The organism is Enterovirga aerilata (assembly GCF_013044135.1).
Taxonomy (GTDB): domain Bacteria; phylum Pseudomonadota; class Alphaproteobacteria; order Rhizobiales; family Beijerinckiaceae; genus Enterovirga; species Enterovirga aerilata.
Genome location: NZ_JABEPP010000006.1, coordinates 21,084 through 38,447, shown reverse-complemented (window position 1 = coordinate 38,447; position 17,364 = coordinate 21,084). Strand labels below are relative to the sequence as shown.

At 69.1% G+C, this 17,364-nt stretch carries 19 protein-coding genes; 6 read left to right on the top strand and 13 right to left on the bottom strand.

Going from position 1 to position 17,364, the window contains the following annotated elements; genetic code table 11:
- Positions 1-22: 22 nt before the first annotated feature.
- On the bottom strand, positions 23-442 hold the full coding sequence (locus HJG44_RS19600; RefSeq protein ID WP_171220044.1) for a hypothetical protein: 420 nt from the start codon (positions 440-442) through the stop codon (positions 23-25).
- Positions 439-1,416, bottom strand: coding sequence for a glycine--tRNA ligase subunit alpha (locus HJG44_RS19595; protein WP_171220043.1), 978 nt, complete (start codon positions 1,414-1,416; stop codon positions 439-441). Before HJG44_RS19595 ends, HJG44_RS19600 begins: the two co-directional genes overlap by 4 nt.
- 238 nt (positions 1,417-1,654) lie before the next feature.
- Between HJG44_RS19595 and HJG44_RS19590 the strand changes: the two genes are divergently transcribed.
- On the top strand, positions 1,655-1,942 hold the full coding sequence (locus HJG44_RS19590; protein WP_171220042.1) for a hypothetical protein: 288 nt from the start codon (positions 1,655-1,657) through the stop codon (positions 1,940-1,942).
- Between the two features lie 119 nt (positions 1,943-2,061).
- A complete protein-coding gene (locus tag HJG44_RS19585; RefSeq protein ID WP_171220041.1) occupies positions 2,062-2,355 on the top strand; it encodes a hypothetical protein in 294 nt (97 codons plus the stop codon).
- Positions 2,356-2,402: 47 nt separating this feature from the next.
- On the opposite strand, the gene HJG44_RS19580 is transcribed toward HJG44_RS19585, so the two are convergent.
- Positions 2,403-3,152, bottom strand: coding sequence for a tRNA1(Val) (adenine(37)-N6)-methyltransferase (locus HJG44_RS19580; RefSeq protein WP_171220040.1), 750 nt, complete (start codon positions 3,150-3,152; stop codon positions 2,403-2,405).
- Positions 3,145-3,369, bottom strand: coding sequence for a putative signal transducing protein (locus HJG44_RS19575; RefSeq protein WP_171220039.1), 225 nt, complete (start codon positions 3,367-3,369; stop codon positions 3,145-3,147). The genes HJG44_RS19580 and HJG44_RS19575 overlap by 8 nt, the downstream gene beginning before the upstream one ends.
- Before the next feature lie 108 nt (positions 3,370-3,477).
- Here HJG44_RS19575 and HJG44_RS19570 point away from each other — a divergent pair, with 108 nt between their 5' ends.
- On the top strand, positions 3,478-4,497 hold the full coding sequence (locus HJG44_RS19570; RefSeq protein ID WP_346767221.1) for a polyprenyl synthetase family protein: 1,020 nt from the start codon (positions 3,478-3,480) through the stop codon (positions 4,495-4,497).
- Between the two features lie 2 nt (positions 4,498-4,499).
- Here HJG44_RS19570 and HJG44_RS19565 read toward each other — a convergent pair whose 3' ends face one another.
- The 4 genes from HJG44_RS19565 to HJG44_RS19550 all read right to left on the bottom strand — a co-directional run bounded on the left by HJG44_RS19565 (position 4,500) and on the right by HJG44_RS19550 (position 9,496).
- Complete coding sequence (locus HJG44_RS19565) at positions 4,500-5,378, bottom strand: 4-(cytidine 5'-diphospho)-2-C-methyl-D-erythritol kinase (protein WP_171220038.1); 879 nt, start codon at positions 5,376-5,378, stop codon at positions 4,500-4,502.
- Positions 5,378-7,180 (bottom strand): tetratricopeptide repeat protein, encoded by a 1,803-nt coding sequence (locus HJG44_RS19560; RefSeq protein WP_171220037.1) that lies wholly within the window; start codon positions 7,178-7,180, stop codon positions 5,378-5,380. Before HJG44_RS19560 ends, HJG44_RS19565 begins: the two co-directional genes overlap by 1 nt.
- A 144-nt stretch (positions 7,181-7,324) precedes the next feature.
- Complete coding sequence (lysM, locus tag HJG44_RS19555) at positions 7,325-7,774, bottom strand: peptidoglycan-binding protein LysM (RefSeq protein WP_171220036.1); 450 nt, start codon at positions 7,772-7,774, stop codon at positions 7,325-7,327.
- 60 nt (positions 7,775-7,834) lie between these two features.
- Entirely contained in the window at positions 7,835-9,496 is a 1,662-nt protein-coding gene (locus HJG44_RS19550; RefSeq protein WP_171220035.1) for an electron transfer flavoprotein-ubiquinone oxidoreductase, read from the bottom strand.
- A 245-nt stretch (positions 9,497-9,741) separates the two neighbouring features.
- On the opposite strand from HJG44_RS19550, the gene paaZ reads away from it, so the two are divergent.
- On the top strand, positions 9,742-11,784 hold the full coding sequence (gene paaZ / locus HJG44_RS19545) for a phenylacetic acid degradation bifunctional protein PaaZ (protein WP_171220034.1): 2,043 nt from the start codon (positions 9,742-9,744) through the stop codon (positions 11,782-11,784).
- A 374-nt stretch (positions 11,785-12,158) separates the two neighbouring features.
- On the opposite strand, the gene HJG44_RS19540 is transcribed toward paaZ, so the two are convergent.
- The gene (locus HJG44_RS19540) at positions 12,159-12,542 is read right to left on the bottom strand and encodes a cupin domain-containing protein (RefSeq protein ID WP_171220033.1); all 384 of its coding nucleotides are present in this window, start codon (positions 12,540-12,542) and stop codon (positions 12,159-12,161) included.
- A 421-nt stretch (positions 12,543-12,963) separates the two neighbouring features.
- Here HJG44_RS19540 and HJG44_RS19535 point away from each other — a divergent pair, with 421 nt between their 5' ends.
- On the top strand, positions 12,964-13,761 hold the full coding sequence (locus HJG44_RS19535) for an alpha/beta fold hydrolase (protein WP_171220032.1): 798 nt from the start codon (positions 12,964-12,966) through the stop codon (positions 13,759-13,761).
- Positions 13,761-14,552 (top strand): aspartate dehydrogenase, encoded by a 792-nt coding sequence (locus HJG44_RS19530; RefSeq protein ID WP_171220031.1) that lies wholly within the window; start codon positions 13,761-13,763, stop codon positions 14,550-14,552. The genes HJG44_RS19535 and HJG44_RS19530 overlap by 1 nt, the downstream gene beginning before the upstream one ends.
- A 75-nt stretch (positions 14,553-14,627) precedes the next feature.
- Here HJG44_RS19530 and HJG44_RS19525 read toward each other — a convergent pair whose 3' ends face one another.
- From HJG44_RS19525 to HJG44_RS19510, 4 genes are all read right to left on the bottom strand, one after another.
- Positions 14,628-15,401, bottom strand: coding sequence for an SDR family NAD(P)-dependent oxidoreductase (locus tag HJG44_RS19525; protein WP_171220030.1), 774 nt, complete (start codon positions 15,399-15,401; stop codon positions 14,628-14,630).
- A gap of 152 nt (positions 15,402-15,553) precedes the next feature.
- Entirely contained in the window at positions 15,554-15,868 is a 315-nt protein-coding gene (locus tag HJG44_RS19520) for an NIPSNAP family protein (protein WP_171220029.1), read from the bottom strand.
- 155 nt (positions 15,869-16,023) lie between these two features.
- On the bottom strand, positions 16,024-16,566 hold the full coding sequence (gene ilvN, locus HJG44_RS19515; RefSeq protein WP_171220028.1) for an acetolactate synthase small subunit: 543 nt from the start codon (positions 16,564-16,566) through the stop codon (positions 16,024-16,026).
- Positions 16,567-16,591: 25 nt separating this feature from the next.
- Positions 16,592-17,275, bottom strand: coding sequence for a glutathione S-transferase family protein (locus tag HJG44_RS19510; protein ID WP_171220027.1), 684 nt, complete (start codon positions 17,273-17,275; stop codon positions 16,592-16,594).
- Positions 17,276-17,364 lie beyond the last annotated feature (89 nt).

The following is a 17,364-nucleotide window of genomic DNA, read 5'->3' as shown; positions in this document are numbered from 1 at the left end:
CCATGACGGCAGCCCGACATCGTCACCCCCGCCCCGCCGATATCTCCACCTCGCGCACGAGGTCGTACTGGCCGTCTTCGGACACGTCGCAGCGCAGCCGGATGATAGCGCGGCGGGAACCATGGGCGAGATCGAGCAGGCGGAAGAAGCGCTCGCCCGACAGGAAGATGTCGAAGCGCTGTTCGCCTGCGCTCGATACGCCGAAATAATCGTCCTCGACGCGGTCGAAGCGATCCGGCCAGGAGCGGGCGCGCATCTTCAGCTGGGCCGGCGTCGAGCCCCAGATGGTGATGTCGACGTCGCCGATCTCCTCGCCCGTCTCTGCCGTTGCGCCGACACCGGTGAGCTTGGCCACGCCCGTGTCGTTCGTGGCCGTCAGAACGAGGTCGTAGGCGACCCGCGTGATCGAGATATGGATGTTGCGCGAGGATCCGGGCTTCACGCCGCCAGCCTCCCGCCTTCCGTCGCGAGCCAGGCCGCCCCACAGGCCTTAGCGAGCTCACGCACGCGCAGGATGTAGCTCTGCCGCTCCGTCACCGAGATCACGCCGCGCGCATCGAGCAGGTTGAAGATGTGCGAGGCCTTGATGCATTGGTCGTAGGCCGGCAGCGCCATAGCGTGCGCCGTCCGGTCCGCGTTCCAGCCCGCCTCCAGGTAGTCGCGGCACGCCTTCTCGGCGTCGCGGAAGTGGCGGAACAGCATCTCCGTGTCAGCGACCTCGAAATTGTGCTTCGAATATTCCCGCTCGGCCTGGAGGAAGACGTCGCCGTAGGTGACCCTCTCGTCCCCGTCGCGCCCGTTGAAGTTCAGGTCGTAGACGTTCTCGACGCCCTGGACGTACATGGCGAGGCGCTCGAGCCCGTAGGTGAGCTCGCCCGAGACCGGAGCGCATTCGAAGCCCGCCACCTGCTGAAAATAGGTGAACTGGGAAACCTCCATTCCGTCGCACCAGCATTCCCAGCCGAGGCCCCAGGCGCCGAGCGTGGGGCTCTCCCAGTCGTCCTCGACGAAGCGGATGTCGTGCAGCGAGGCGTCGACACCGATCGCCGCGAGCGAGGCGAGGTAGAGGTCCTGCAGATTCGGCGGGTTCGGCTTCAGGATCACCTGGAACTGGTAGTAGTGCTGCAGCCGGTTCGGGTTCTCGCCGTAGCGGCCGTCCTTCGGCCGCCGGGACGGCTGGACATAGGCGGCGCGCCAGGGCCGCGGACCGAGCGCACGGAGCGTCGTCGCCGGGTGGAAGGTCCCGGCGCCGACCTCCATGTCGTAGGGTTGAAGGACAGCGCAGCCCTGCTCGGCCCAGAAGGTCTGGAGCGCCAGGATGAGGCCCTGGAACGAGCGTTCCGGGCGCATATGCGGAAGGGCGGCCGGGGCTGACGATGCCGTCGCGGCGCCCTGGCCGGTTGTGGTGGTGGTCATGCGGGCACCGATAAGGGCGAGCCCCCTCCTGTCAAGCTGGCCGGGAAAGTAACGGTCCGCTCACCGAACGCAGTCGGCAAGTCGTAACCGTATCCGCAGCTTGGCGGGGAACATTCAAGCTCGGCCCCGCATTCTTCACCCGACTTAGGACGCCACGCTTCATGTGTGACGCCGCACAGCTAAAGGCCGGCCGGTCCGCCAAGTAGAGCAGGACAGAGCCGGCGGGAGACATCGGGACATGGTCACGCCTCACATCGCAATCCGTCTTGTTGCTGCGACCGTTCTTCTGGGCAGCGTCGCCATTGCAGGTTCCGCCATGGCGAAGCCGGCGGCGGGCGAAGCGACCCTTGCCGCCGCCGCTCCGGCCTCCACCTCCGTACCGGCTTCGGTCGCCGTGACCACGCCGGTCGCGGTGCCCGAGCCGGCCTCTCCCTGCACCCGCAAGGTCAAGGTCGTCTATGCCGGCTATGGCGAGGCCGACCGGGCAGCCTGCGCCGGTGCGGCCGCGAAGTCCGCCTCGAAGTGAACCGGGGGACACCTGCGCCGTCGGGTTCCGTTCAGCTTCGCTCGTCCAGCCTGTGGAGGCGGATCGATCCGTGCGGGCGGGCGCAATCCGGAGGAGAGCACGATGGGTGGATTCGGTCCATGATCCTCGCGGCGGCCGTCCTGGCTGGCGGCATCGCGATCGCCAGCTCGGCCTCGGCCGCCCCGGTTCCGGCCGGCGGCGGGATCGCGGTTCCGACCGCGGCCGAGACGGTGCAGTGGGGCTACGGGCCCGGCTGGGGCTATTACGGTCCGCGCCGGTATTGGGGCCCGCGTCGGCACTGGGGCCCAGGCTACGGCTACTACGGACCTCGTCGCTACTACGGACCTCGCGTAGTGTGCCGGTTCCGGCCGACGCCATGGGGACCCCGGCGGGTCTGCTGGCGACGCTGGTAGGTTCTGGACGCTGGTAGGTTCTGATGGGGCGCTTCGGCGCCCCTCTTTCACGCCGGCGGCCCGTGAAGCCGTTCCGCGGCCGCCGTGAAGCCGCCGCCGGGCGCATGCAGGATCAGGGCGGGCGCGATGCGCAGCGGGGCTCGTCCGCCTTTCACGGCCTGGACCACGATGCGCGTGGCCGGCTCCCCCTCCCGCGGGTAGATGGGGGTCAACAGCACCGAGCCGAAATGCCGCCCCAGGGCGGCGAGACAGCGTGCGAGGCCATCTGCGCGGTAGATCAGGGCGAGCCGGCCGCGATGGCGAAGCAGGTTCGCGGCCGCGGCGAGCCACTCCGCCAGCTTCCCGCCTTCCATCACATGGGCCGAGCGCCTGCCGGGCTCCGGCGAAGGACGGGTCACGCCCTCGAAGAAGGGTGGGTTCGTCAGAACGAGATCGACCATCCCGGCCTCAAGGCCAGCCTCCCGTCTGGCCGATTTCGGCGCGAACAGATCGGCCAGGATCACCCTCGCCCGCTCTCCGAGGCCGTTCAGCACGACGTTCCGGTCCGCGATCGCCGCGAGCACGGGCTCGCGCTCGACGAGCAGGATTCGGACATCCGGCTGACGCGCGGCGACCATCAGCCCGACCGCCCCAGTTGCCGCGCCGAGATCGGCTACGATGTCGCCGGGCGTCGCTTCCACCAGGCCGGCGAGAAGAACCGCATCCGTGCCGGCGCGGTGGCCGCGGCGCAGCTGGAGCAGCCTGACGGCCCCGCCAAGGAGCCGGTCCTCCGTGACTTCCGCCAGCGGGTCACTCATCCCTGAGCTCGGCTGCCAGTCCTGCCTCGGTTACGACCTGGCGGGCGCGCCGCGCCCAGTCTTCCGGCACGAGGAGGCGCCGCTGGAAAGCGCCTATGGAGCCTTCCAGCGCGCCCATATGGCCGTCGGCGACCAGGACGGGAATTCCGTCCGCATGAAGCAGGCTTTCGAGAAAGTCGATCAGCACGAGGTCGTTGGTCCGCACGAGTTCGATCATGCCGTTCCCTGCATCCCTCTTGCGTCAACCCCGCCCGTTGCGGCAGGTGCCGGGTCGTGCGAGCGTCCGCGCCGTCCGGCCGGCACGTTCGGCTGTTGGGAGTAGCCCGTGGGCGTCGTGCTGTCATTCGAGGAAAGAGCGCCCGGCACCCCGCCGGACCTCGATGACCTCCTTGCGCTCGTCCGGGACGACATGGAGCGCGTGAACCGGCTGATCATCTCGCGCACGGGCTCCCGGGTGACGATGATCCCGGAAGTCGCCAACCATCTGATCTCGTCCGGCGGAAAGCGCCTGCGCCCGATGCTGACGCTCGCGACCGCCGCGCTCGCCGGCTATCGCGGGACCGGCCACATCAATCTGGCGGCCGCCGTCGAGTTCATGCACACGGCGACGCTGCTCCATGACGACGTGGTCGATTCCTCCACCATGCGGCGCGGCAAGATCGCGGCCCGGATGAAGTGGGGCAACGAAGCGAGCGTGCTGGTAGGGGATTACCTGCTCGGCCAGGCCTTCAAGATGATGGTCGAGGTGGGCTCTCTTCCGGCACTCGGGATCCTGTCCTCAGCGGCCGCGGTCATCGCCGAAGGCGAGGTCCTCCAACTCTCGGCAGCCAAGAATACCGAGACCAACGAAGACGAGTACCTCGCGGTCATCCGCGGCAAGACGGCCGAGCTCTTCGCGGCGGCCTGCGAGGTCGGCGCGGTCATCGCCGAGCGCTCGAAGGCGGAGCAGGCGGCCTGCCGCTCCTACGGCATGAATCTCGGCATCGCCTTTCAGCTCGTCGACGATGCGCTCGATTACGGCGGCACGTCCTCGGCGCTCGGGAAGAATGTCGGCGACGATTTCCGCGAGGGGAAGGTCACCCTCCCCGTCGTGCTCTCCTTCCGACGGGGCGACGAGGAGGAGCGCGCCTTCTGGCGACGCACCCTCGAGCGGGCCGACGTCCAGGAGGGCGATCTCGAGCGCGCCCACCAGATCATGCGCCGGCACCGGGCGCTGGAGGACACGATCGAGCGCGCCCGCCACTACGGGGCGATCGCGCGCGATGCGCTCGCCCTCTTCCCCAAGAGCCAGATGAAGACGGCACTGCTCCGGGCGGTGGATTTCTGCATCGCGCGGGTGAGCTGAGGCTACCGGAAGACAGTCGCCTTCACCCACCAGGAAGGCTCCGCCACCCTGAGCGCCCGGGCTGCGCGGGAGGCGGCGCGGCAGTCGTCGAACAGGCCGAACACCGTCGCGCCCGAGCCCGACATGCGGGCCAGGCGGCAGCCATCGAGCGCCCGCAGGCGCGACAGCGCCGTCCCGATCACGGGCTCGGCCGCGATGGCCGGCGGCTCGAGATCGTTCCGGCCGCCGGCCACCAGCAGGGAGACGAGATCCCCAGCCGAGATCCGGCCGGGGACGGCGGGATGGTCCGGCGGCCCGAGATCGCCCGGAACGCGGCCGAGGCGTCGGAACACCTCCGGGGTCGGGACGGAGACGCGCGGGTTCACCATCACGGCGAACAGCGGCGGCAGGTCGAGCGGCGGCCCGATCCGCTCGCCGACCCCGCGCATCATTCGGGCCCGCGGGTCGAGGCAGACAGGCACGTCGGCGCCTGTGCGGCGGGCAGCGTCGAAGAGGCGGGGATCGTCCGCCGGCAGGCCGTTCAGAGAGGCGAGGAGCCGCAGGGCGGCCGCGGCGTCGGACGAGCCGCCGCCGATCCCGGCCGCAGCCGGAAGGTTCTTCGTCAGGCGGAAAGTGCCCATGCGCAGGAAGGCCACTCGCTCGGCGAGATGGCGCGCGGCCCGCAGCACCAGATTGTCGTCGGCCGGGCCGGCCGCGGCCGCGGTCGGGCCCTCGATCCGGAGCGACAGCCCATCCCCCGGCTCCAGTTCCAGCCGGTCGGCCGCACCCGCGAAGACGACCAGGCTCTCCAGCTCGTGGTAGCCGTCCGGACGGCGGCCGAGAACGTGGAGCGTGAGGTTGACCTTGGCGGGGGCGCGCGTCGCAAGCACGCCGGAGGGCATCAACCGCCGCTCTTCGCCTCGCCGGGCGGCACGCTGGTCTGAACCTCGGCCGGCTTCGGCTCGTCCGGCAGGCCGTTCCTCAGCTTCTCCTCGATCTTCTTCAGGTCCTCCGGCTCGGGACCCGCATCCTTGGCGTGCTGCCACTGGAATTTCGCCTCGAGCTTCCGCCCGACGCGCCAATAGGCGTCCCCGAGATGGTCGTTGATGACCGGATCGCCCGATTTCAGCTCGGCCGCCTTCTCCAGCTCCCGGACCGCGTCCTCGTACTGCCCGAACCGGTAATAAGCCCAGCCGAGGCTGTCGATGATCATGCCGTCGCGCGGGTTCAGCTCGACGGCGCGGCGCAGCATCTTGAAGGCTTCGTCCAGGTTGATGTTCTGATCGACCCAGGAATAGCCGAGATAGTTCAGGACCTGGCTCTTCCCGAGCGGCTGGGTGTCCGGAACCAGCTCCAGCGCCTTCTTGAGGTCGGCCTCCGCCTTGGGCCAGTCCTTCGCCCGCTCATAGGCCGTGCCGCGATAGTAGTAGAGCGGCCAAAGCCCCGGGTCGCCGGGCGGCGTGCGCTCGATCGCCTTCCCGTAGATCTCGGCTGCCTGGGCGTATTGCTTGCGCGAGCGGTAGACGTTGCCGAGTGCGACGAGCACGTCGTTGTCGTCCGGCCGCTGCCTGCCCAGGCGCTCCAGGTGCTGGACGGCCTCCTCGCCGCGGCCGAGCTGCTCCAGGCTGATCCCGATCTGCACGTCTGCGCTCGGACGCAGCGGCGACGCCGCGGGCATCGCCTTCAGGATCTCCATCGCCTGCTCGGTTCGCTTCAGGCGCTCATAGACTTCGGCGAGCGTGAGGAGCGCCAGATCGTGATCCGGCTGGAGTTGCAGCGCAAGCCGGAGATAGACGATGGAGGCGAGCTCGTCGCCCTGCTGACTGCCGGCCGAGCCGAGCCCGTAGAGAACCTCGGCGGCACCCTCCTGGGCGCTGGCGACGAGCGGTCCGAGGCGCTTGCCCGCCGTGAGCTGGTCGATGGCCCATTTCACCATCGGGTGCCGGGGAGACAGCGCCTCGAAGCCGCGATAGGCCGCGAGCGCCGCCTCAGTGTTGCCGCGTCGTGCGAGCAGCCGGCCATAGGCGTCGACGATGCGGAGCGTCGTCTTCTCGGCGTCATAGGCCGCTTTCAGCCGCCTCTCCGCCTCGGGCTCGTTGCCGAGTAGGCCGGCGATGAGCCCGGCATGGTAGTCGCGGAAGGCGGCCACGCCGCGCTCCCCGCGGAGCTGGTCGACGGCCTCGATCGCGCGCTTGCTCTCCCTCGATCCCGCGAAGGACCAGGCCGTGAGCAGCGCGGCCGTGACGTCCGCCGCCCTGCCCCGGCCGCTGCGGACCAGAAGCGAGCGGGCGGTTGCATATCGCTTCGCGCTGATGGCGCGGACCCCGAGCGCGAGCTGGGCGAGGCCGTTCTGCGGATCGCGCTGCACGATCCGCTCCGCAGCCTTCGCGGCGCCGTTCACGTCGCCATCGGCCAGGAGCGAAATGAAGGCGCGCTCCAGCAGCTCGGGATTGCGCGGGTCTTCCTTGAGCGCTTCGCGATAGAACATCGCCGCAGCCGCGGTGTCGCGGGCGTTCCCGGCGATGTAGGCCGCCAGATAATTTCCCTCGAGGCTCGCGGCGGGTCCGTAGCCAAGCTTCGATTCGACACCCGGAGCCGCGGGGCCGCGTTTGGCCAGCGCCGGCAGGATCCCGAGGCCGAGCGCGAGGCCAAGCGCCGCCCCGACCGATCCCGCGAGGGAACGCTTCCTCAACCAGGCCACCATCTCGGCTCCGCTTCTCCGCCGCAGAAGAACCAGGCGCCGCCGCTGCTGCGTTGCGCCGGGTCACCATGGCGGGTTCGCCCAGGGCGGGCAAGGCGCAACGACGCCGCGCTGTCCGAGGCGGCGCCGGCGCATGTGCGGGCCGAGTTACGCCGCGAGCGGCGGAATGCGCAAGACCCAGCCGGGCTGGATCAGGTCGGGGTTCTTCACCGGCGGCGAGTTCGCCTTGACGATCTCGGTGTATTTCGCCCCGTTCCCCTTGCCGTAATGCTCCTCGGCGATCTTCCAGAGCGTGTCGCCCTTCTTGACCGTGTAGAATTTCGCCTCGGACGCCGGCTGATCCACCTTGAGATCGCTGGTGTCTACCTGCGCTACGCCGATCGTGTTGCCGAGCGAGAGGATGAGCTTCTCCGCCTCTTCCTGCGTCTTCGCCTGGCCCGAGACTCTCACCTTGTCCCCCTCGACATCGATCCGCAGCTTCGTGGCGTCGAATCCGTGCCCCTGGACCTCCTTCTTGAGATCGTCGGCGGTCGCCGCCTGTGCGCCGCCGCCGAACAGCTTCTGGCCGGCCTCCTTGATAAAGCTGAACAGACTCATCGTCGCCTCCTTGGAATTCCAAACCCCAAGAAGCCCGGAGAGGCGGGTCCGGTTCCGAACCTACATCCCCGTATAGTTCGGCCCGCCGCCGCCTTCGGGCGTCACCCAGTTGATGTTCTGGTTCGGATCCTTGATGTCGCACGTCTTGCAGTGCACGCAATTCTGCGCGTTGATGACGTAGCGCGGGGCGCCGCCCTCCTCCACCCATTCGTAGACGCCGGCCGGGCAGTAGCGGGCGGAGGGGCCGTCATAGACGTCGTGCTCGGAACGGCGCTGCAAGTCCATGTCCTTCACCTGGAGATGGACCGGCTGGTCCTCCTCGTGATTCGTGTTGGACAGGTAGACGGAGGAGAGGCGGTCGAAGGTGAGCACGCCATCCGGCTTGGGATAGGTGATCCGCTTCACCTCCGCGACCGGCTTCAGCGTCGCGTGATCCGGCTTGCCGTGCGAGAGCGTGCCGAAGAGCGAGGTCCCCAGGAGCTCGCTCGCCCACATGTCGATCCCGCCGAGCCCGATGCCGACGATTGTGCCGAAGCGCGACCAGAGCGGCTTCACGTTACGGACGCGGAAAAGATCGTAGCCGATCTCCGAGCCGCGCCAGGCATTCTCGTACGCCGATATCTCATCGTGCTGGCGGCCTTCGGCGATCGCGGCCGCGACATGCTCGGCGCAGAGCATGCCCGACAGGATCGCATTGTGGGATCCCTTGATCCTGGGAACATTCACGAAGCCAGCCGAATCGCCGACCAGGCATCCGCCCGGGAAGACCAGCTTCGGCACCGATTGCCAGCCGCCCTCCATGATGGCGCGCGCGCCGTAGCCGATCCGCTTGCCGCCCTCGAAGGTGTCGCGGATCATCGGGTGCGTCTTGAGGCGCTGGAACTCGTCGAAGGGCGACAGGGTGGGGTTCTCGTAATTGAGATGCACGACGAAGCCGACCGACACGAGGTTGTCGTCGAAATGGTAGAGCCAGGACCCGCCGCCGGCCTTGTTCGGCAGCGGCCAGCCCATCGAGTGCTGGACGAGGCCCTTCTGGAACCTGTCGGGCTGGACCTGCCAAAGCTCCTTGATGCCGATGCCGTATTTCTGGTGGTCGGAGTTCTTGTTCAGCTCGAACCGCTGGATGATGCCCTTCGTCAGGCTGCCGCGGGCGCCCTCGGCAAGGATCGTGTACTTGCCGCGCAGCTCCATGCCGCGGGTGTAGTCGCTCTTGGGCTTCCCATCGCGGCCGATCCCCATGTCGCCCGTCGCGATGCCGACGACCTTCCCGTCCTCGATCAGCACCTCGGCCGCCGGGAAGCCGGGATAGATCTCGACCCCGAGGGCCTCCGCCTGCTGTCCGAGCCAGCGCACCACGTTGCCGAGCGAGCCGATGAAGTTGCCGTGATTGTCCATCAGCCGCGGCAGGCCGATCGTCGGGATCTTCACGCCGCCGCCCGGGCCGAGGAACAGGAACTCGTCCTTGGTCACCTCCGTCGTCAGCGGCCGGTCCGACGCCTCGCGCCATTCGGGCAGGAGCCGGTCGAGCCCGATCGGGTCGATCACGGCGCCCGACAGGATATGCGCGCCGATCTCGGAGCCCTTCTCGACCAGGACGACGGAGATGTCGGAGCCTGATTCCGCGGCGAGCTGCTTCAGCCGGATCGCGGTCGCGAGCCCGGCCGGCCCGCCGCCCGCGATCACGACATCGTACTCCATCGATTCCCGTTCGGGCAGTTCCATGTCCCTTCCCCGCGCGGGCGCGCCCGCAGCTTGAAACCGTTCTGACGTGCTATGGGGGACCGGCTCGGCGGTGACAAGTTCCGCGCCCGCCGGCGGGGCCGCTTCGGGAGAGGCGCGGGAGCAGGCGCCCGCCCGCGGCGGCGGGGCCGTCCTTTCGCCTTCCCTCCCCCTGGCGCCGCATGCGCGCAGGTGCCAGAAGCCCGGCTCAGCCGGCGCAACAGCCGGGAGGGCTCCGGGAGGACGTGATGGCGGTCGCGCTCGAAAGCTACGCTCAGGACAGATGGGTCGCACCTGCAGGCCAGCTCATCGAGATCCCGAGCGCGATCGACGGCCGCATCGTCGCGACCTGTTCCAGCGAAGGGCTCGATTTCGGCGCCATGGTCCGCCACGCCCGCGGCATCGGCGGGCCGGCGCTCCGGGCCATGACCTTCCACGAGCGCGCCGACAGGCTGCGCGCGCTGGCCGGCTACCTGAACGAGCGCAAGGAGGTGCTCTACCGCCTCTCCGCCGATACCGGAGCGACGAAGGCCGACAACGCCTTCGACGTCGATGGCGGCATCGGCACCCTCTTCGCCTATGCGTCGCGCGGCCGGCGCGAGCTGCCCTCCGAGCGATTCGTGGTCGAGGGCGGGGTGGAAACGCTGTCGAAGTCCGGCGGCTTCGTCGGCACGCATATCCTGACGCCGCTGCACGGCGTCGCGGTCCATATCAACGCCTTCAATTTCCCGTGCTGGGGGCCGCTGGAGAAGTTCGCGCCCGCCTTCCTGGCCGGGATGCCGGTGATCACCAAGCCCGCGACCGCGACCGCCTACGTGACGGAGGCGCTGGTGCGGCTGATCGTGGAATCGGGCATCCTGCCCCCCGGCGCGCTGCAGCTCGTCTGCGGCTCGGTGGGGGATCTCCTCGACCATCTCACGGGCCAGGACGTGGTGTCCTTCACGGGATCGATCGAGACGTCCGAGAAGCTCCGCATCCATCCCGGCATCGGCCGCAACGCCGTACGCTACATCGCGGAGCGGGACTCGCTGAACGCCGCCATCCTGGGGCCGGATGCGGGGCCCGGCACGCCCGAATTCGACCTCTTCGTCCGGGAGGTCGTGCGCGAGATGACCGTGAAGGCGGGCCAGAAATGCACGGCTATCCGCCGCGCGCTGGTGCCGCGGGAGGCCGCCGACGCAGCCGTCGTAGCCCTGAGGGCGGCGCTTGCGGAGGTCAGGCTCGGCCCAGCTTCGGCCGAGGATGCCCGGATGGGGGCGCTCGTCAGCCGGGCGCAGCGGGAGGCGGTACGAAACGCCGTCGGCGAGCTGGCGCGGGAGGCCGAGATCGTCCTGGGCAATCCCGCCGCCGAACCGGCCGGGCTGGACGGCGGGGCCTTCATGCCGCCGGTCCTGCTCCGCTGCGAGCGGCCGGCCGAGGCGCGGGCCATCCACACGGTCGAGGCCTTCGGGCCGGTCGCGACCGTGATGCCTTATGACAGTCTGGAGGAGGCTGTCGAGCTCGTCGCTCGGGGCGAGGGAAGCCTCGTCGCCTCGCTCTACACCTATGACCCGGAGGTGGCCGCGACGGTGACGTTCGGAATCGCGGCATTCCATGGCCGGCTGCTGATCGTGGACCGCGATTGCGGGCGCGAGCAGACCGGGCACGGTGCGCCCCTTCCCGGCCTCGTCCATGGCGGGCCGGGCCGGGCCGGCGGCGGCGAGGAGCTCGGGGGCCTCCGCGGCGTGTTCCACTATATGCAGCGCACCGCCATCCAGGGCTCGCCGAAGCAGCTCTCCGCCCTCACCCGCTCCTGGATCAGGGGCGCGCCGGCGCCCGCCAGCGCGCGGCACCCGTTCCGCCTCGATTTCGACGAGCTCAGGATCGGCGACACGATCGAGACGGCGAGCCGGACGATCACGCTCGAGGACATCGAGCACTTCGCCCATTTCACGGGCGACACCTTCTACGCCCATATGGACGAGGCGGCCGCCAGGGCGAACCCGTTCTTCCCCGGCCGCGTCGCGCATGGCTACCTGATCCTATCCTTCGCGGCCGGGCTCTTCGTCGACCCGCCGCCCGGGCCGGTGCTGGCGAATTACGGCCTCGACGGCCTGCGCTTCCTGAAGCCGGTCTCGCCGGGCGACGCGATCCGCGTCCGGCTCACGGTGAAGTCGAAGAACGCCGCCCGCCAGCCCGATTACGGCGAGGTGCGCTGGGACGCGGAGGTGTTCAACCAGAACGGCGAAACCGTCGCCCGCTACGATCTGCTCACGATGAATGCGCGCCGCACCGCACCAGAACCCGGCTGATCACGTCGGCGCTCCTTGAGCCGTCCGCCCCTATTGGAGCGGAACCTGGACGCTCTTCCTGCGTGCGGAACTCGCCAAGGTCGCGCAATCCGGCTTCGCCTGGGTGGATGGCGAGCTCGACCTGCGGACTGGCCGTATCGGTCCGCGACGGCAAGGGCCGGCTCCTGGCTTCGATCAGCGTCGACACCATCTCGGGAAGCCTGAGCGCGAGACGGACGCAAAGGAGGGCTTCCTGGTTCCGTTGCGTCGCGCAGCCCAGGAGATGCGCCTGCGATCGCCGAGCACCGACTGGGACCCGACGAAAACTTGGCTGCGGGAGCCGTCCTTCTATGGGCGCACGGCCGTACCGTGACGGCGCTCGCCCGCAAGACGCTTCAAGAGGGGCTGTACCGGCGAGCGATCTCGCCTCTTACGTCGTAGCTCGCCTCGAAGATGGGCGCTGCCATCGTGGCCCTGACCTTCAAGATTCCGTCTCCGATGTTCTTGAAGCCGTGGCGCATGCCGGCGGGGACGACGACCGACTGATCGGGAGACACGACACGGCTGCTGTCGCCCAGAGATATCTCGGCAACGCCTTCCACCACCTCGAGAACCTCCTCGACCGCATGGATGTGCATCGGCGCGCCGTGCCCGGGATCGCAGAACTGCTCGAAGATCAGGAGCTGATGCGAGTTGGTGAGCGCCGACACGCGCATGCGCGTATTCACGCCGTCCCGCCAGACCTCGATCTCCTGCTTCCCGTGGTCCAGCACATCCATGTCGCTGCTCCTGTGCGTTCGGTTTGGAAACTCGATCTGGCCGCACTGGCCTCGCCGTCGCAGATGTCCTCGACCGCGCGCCTCGCGACAGCTCGCGGCGGCAGCCGCCGGGAAGGTGGGGCAGCCCGGCACTCACCCGCCGGTCGCACGGGAACTTTTCTCATGAACGCCACGTCCGTCAGAGACTGGCGGCCAATCGGCATCACTAGAAACGATATTCATCCACGTCGAAAATGTGCAAGCGTCGGCAGAGGAGATCGCGCCGCGGTAGCGAATTGAGGAGCATTGCCAAGCGACGACGGATCAGGCGATCGAATATCATATCCAATCCAGGCGAGAGGCATCGGTTGGTCGGCCGGTATTCCTGCCCGGGAGGGACCCCCGGCTCGGTGTGATGGATCGGACTTGATGGAGGGCCGTGATGCCTCATGCGGAGACGGCTGACGGTGCCCGGCTCGCCATAACGACGGAAGGCCATGGCCCCGACATCCTCCTGGTGTCCGGCCTCGGCGGCACGGCGGCTTTCTGGTCGCCCGTCCTCCCCGGGCTGGCGCCGAGCTTCCGCGTCACCCGCTTCGACCAGCGCGGCATCGGAGCGAGCAGCCGGGGCACGGCGGCCTGCAGCATCGACCAGCTCGCGCGCGACTGCCTCACCGTCATGGACGCGGCCGGGATCGCCGATGCGGTTCTGGTCGGCCACTCGACTGGCGGCGCCATCGGGCAGACGCTCGCACATATCGCGCCAGGACGCCTGCGCGGCCTCGTTCTCAGCGCGACCTGGCTCAGGCCCTCGCGCTACATGGGTGCGCTGTTCGCCGCGCGGCGCCGCATCCTCGAGCTCGACCCGCGCATCTATGCCGCGACCGGGGCGGTGCTGGGCTATGCGCCGGCCTGGCTCGAAGCGAACTGGGACGTGTACGAGGCGGCAATCGCCAGGCCGCCTGCGTCGGACGCGGCCCGGCGCATCGTGAGCGAGCGGATCGACGCGCTGCTGGCCTTCGACGGCTCCGCCTGGATCTCGTCCCTGGCCTGCCCGGCGCTGGTCCTCGGAGCCGCGGACGACGTCATCGTCCCCGCCTTCCTGCAGGAGGAACTCGCGGCGGCCCTGCCGGGGCGCCCGCAGGCGATCACGTATCCGGACGGCGGCCACTTCTTCCCCGTGACCCGCGCGGACCAGTTCGCCCGCGACGTCGCGGTCTTCGCCCGGGGCCTTGCGTGATGCGGCGCGTCGCGATCATCGGCCATGGCGCGATCGGCCGCGAACTCGCGACCGCCCTGCTCCGGCGCGGCGGGTACGCCGTCGCGGTCGTGCTCCGGCCCGGCTCGTCGCGCGCCGGGCAGGTCGGTCCGGACTGCGTCACAGTTCATGATCCCGCGGCCCTGGCCGCCTTCCGGCCTGCGATCGTGGTGGAGGCGGCCGGCGCGCAAGCGGTCCGCGAATGGGGACCCGCTTCCCTCGGGCTCGGCGTCCCGCTCCTCCTGTCATCCGTCGGTGCGCTGCACGACGACGGACTGCGCGCGGCCCTCGTCGAAGCGGCGGAAGCCGCCGGAACGCGCCTGTACCTGCCCTCGGGCGCCCTGGCGGGGCTGGACTACGTGCTGGCGGCCCGCGCCGCCGGCGACCTGCGCATCCGCTACGAGTCGCGCAAACCGCCTGCAGCCTGGGCCGACGAGCTCCGGCGGCTCGGCCATGTGGAGCGCCCGGCCCGTCCCGTCACGCTGCTCGAGGGCAGCGCGCGCGAGGCGGCCGCGCGGTATCCCGCCAACCTGAACGTCGCCGCGACGCTGGCGCTTGCCGGGATCGGCTTCGACAGGACGGAGGTCTCCGTGGTGGTCGACCCGGAGGCGCGCGGCAACACGCACGGCATCGCGGTCGCGAGCGAGCTCGGCAGCCTGGAGCTCTCGGTCGTGAACCGTCCTTCGCCCGACAACCCGAAGACGTCCTGGATCGTCAGCCGCTCGCTGCTATCGGCCATCGAGCAGCACTTCTCGACGGTCCAGCTCTTGTGATCGACGCACATCTCTCGACGACGCGAGTCCGGCTCGACAGCGTCGGGCGCGGCATGTCCCTCGTCTCGGTTGGGGTCAGTCGTTCCAGACGCCGCCGGTGACGCTCAGCGTCTCCCCCGTGATATAGGCCGCCTCGTCGGAGGCCAGGAACGCCACCGCCTTTGCGATGTCCTCCGGCACGGCGGCGCGCCGCAGCGGGATGGCCTTGGCGCGCTCCTCCGCGAGCGGCAGCCCCTCGCGGCGGCGCCTCTCCTCCGATTCGTCCCGCATTTTGGTCTGCACGACGAGGCCGGGCGCGACAGCGTTCACGCGCACGCCATGCTCCCCGACTTCGAGCGCCAGCGTCTGCGTCAGGGCGACGACCGCGAACTTCGAGGCGCAGTATGCACCATACGCCTCCGCGCCGGACTTCCCCATCCAGGAGGCCAGGTTGATCACCGCCCCCGAGCGGCGCTCGACCATGCCCGGCACGACCATGCGCGAGGCATAGAACAGGCCGTCCACATTGATGCCGAAGGTTGCACGCCAGTCGCTCTCGCTCATCTCGAGCAGCTTGCCGATGCGGCAGATGCCGGCATTGTTGACCAGGATGTCGGCGCCACCGCCGAGCTCCGCCAGCAACCTGCCGATCCCCGCCTCGACATCCGTCTTGGACGAGACGTCGCCCGCCGCGACGGCGACCCGCCGGCCGGAGCCCGAAAGCTCAACCGCGACGCGCTCAGCTGCGGCGAGGTCGAGATCGAACAGGCCGACATCGCAGCCCTCGGCCGCAAGCCGCGACGCGATACCCTTGCCGATGCCGTAGGCGGCACCGGTGACGATCGCGCGGCGTCCTTCCAGACCGTACATGCCCAATTCCTGGCCCTTCCGTCCGTCGTCCAGCCGGCGAACGCCGAAGCCGTCCTGACTTACAGGTATGTCAGTGCCGGCGGGTGCGTTCTCGGGTCAAGTCGGTCCGATTCGGCAGCCCCGAGGCCCACGCGCTGCTGTGCGCGGGCCGCTCACTGGAGCGGCGAATAGGAGACCGGGTTCAGGATGCGGGTGGTCTGGATGTCGATCAGGTCGGTGACCCGGTCGAGATAGGCCTGCCACTCCGGATCGGCGAGCATCGCCTTCCGCCGAGCCTCGCGGTCGCCGAGGCTCTCGTATGCCCAGAGCGCCACGACGTGATTGAGCTCGCCGATCTCGGTCGTGAAATAGGCTACGAACGTGCCGAGATGCTTCTTCTGCAAGGGCAGGCCATACCGGCCATAGGTGGCGACGAACTGGGCGAGCTTGCCCGGCCTGATGCGGTAGTCGCGCTCCTCGTAGATCATGCGCCTTCCGTCTCGTTTTCTCTTTCCCGGGGGCGTGGTCAGGCCAGAAACCCTGCGCCTGGTCCGTAGATCGCCTTCGGCAGCAAGGTCGCGACGAGCTTCATTCGCGTTCCGAAGCCTCGAGCCGGTTCAGAAATCTACGATGTACATCTGGCTTACATCGGGTCGGCACCGCGCCCCATGGCGGCGACGCCCGTGCGGGAGACTTCCACGAGCCCGACCGCCACCATGAGGTTGATGAAGCGCTCGACCTCGTCCGTGGTGCCGGTGAGCTCGAACACGAAGGACGAGAGTGTCGCATCCACCGTCTTGGCCCCGAAGGCCGAGGCGAGGCGCATCGCCTCCACCCGGCTCTCGCCCTTTCCCTGCACCTTGACCAGCGCGAGCTCGCGCTCGATCGCGCCGCCCTGGACGGTGAGGTCGACCACCCGGTGCACCGGGACGAGCCGCTCCAGCTGGCTCTTGATCTGCTCCAGGATGGCGTTGGTTCCCGCGGTGACGATGGTGATGCGGGAGAGATGTTTCTCGTGCTCCGTCTCGGACACGGTGAGGCTCTCGATGTTGTAGCCGCGTCCCGAGAAGAGGCCGGCGATCCGCGCCAGCACGCCCGGTTCGTTATCCACCACCACGGCCAGCGTGTGCCGGTTCACCGACTCGACCAGGGTCGGGTCGGGATAATGCGTGTTCATCGCGTTCATCGGAGCGCTCCAGGTCGCCCGACGTCTAGCGGACCGGGCGGAAGTTGGCCAACGGCTCCTCGTCGACCTCGTCCTCCTTGTAGAACCAGGGCTCGGCGAGCGCCGCCGCGCGCCATTCGCCGAAGGCCGGCAACCCGAGGATCGCCTCCATATAGGCCTTCGACACGCCGGAAACCTCGACCGAATAGGTGTCGAACCGCGTTACGACCGGCGCGTACATGGCGTCCGCGGCCGAGAAGGCGCCGAACAGGAAGGGCCCGCCCTGGCCGAAGCGCACGCGCATGTCCTGCCACATCGCGTCGATCCGGGCGACGTCGCGGGAGACCGCCTCCCCCCGATCCCTGGCTCCGAATCTCTTTCCGAGATTCATCGGGCAGCCGCTCCGCAGCGCCTGAAAGCCGGAATGCATCTCGGCCGACACGGAACGCGCGAGCGCCCGCGCCCTCCGCTCCGCAGGCCAGACCTGCGCCTCGGGCCAGCGCTCGGCGGCGTATTCCATGATGGCCAGCGAATCCCAAACCGTAACGTCGCCGTCCTTCAGGATCGGCACGCGCCCCGCCGGCGAGTGCTCCCGGATGCGCGCGGCGGTGTCAGGCTGCCCGAGCGGGATCAGAACCTCGTCGAAGGCGATGCCGAGCTGCCTCAGCAGCAGCCACGGCCTGAGCGACCAGGATGAATAGCACTTGTTGGCGATGACGAGCGTCGGCATGGCTGTCTCCGGCAGGGCTTCGCTTTCTGTCCGAAGGCGGGCCGGCGACGCCAACAAAATCGCGTCAGGCTTGCGATGAGCGTCCGTGA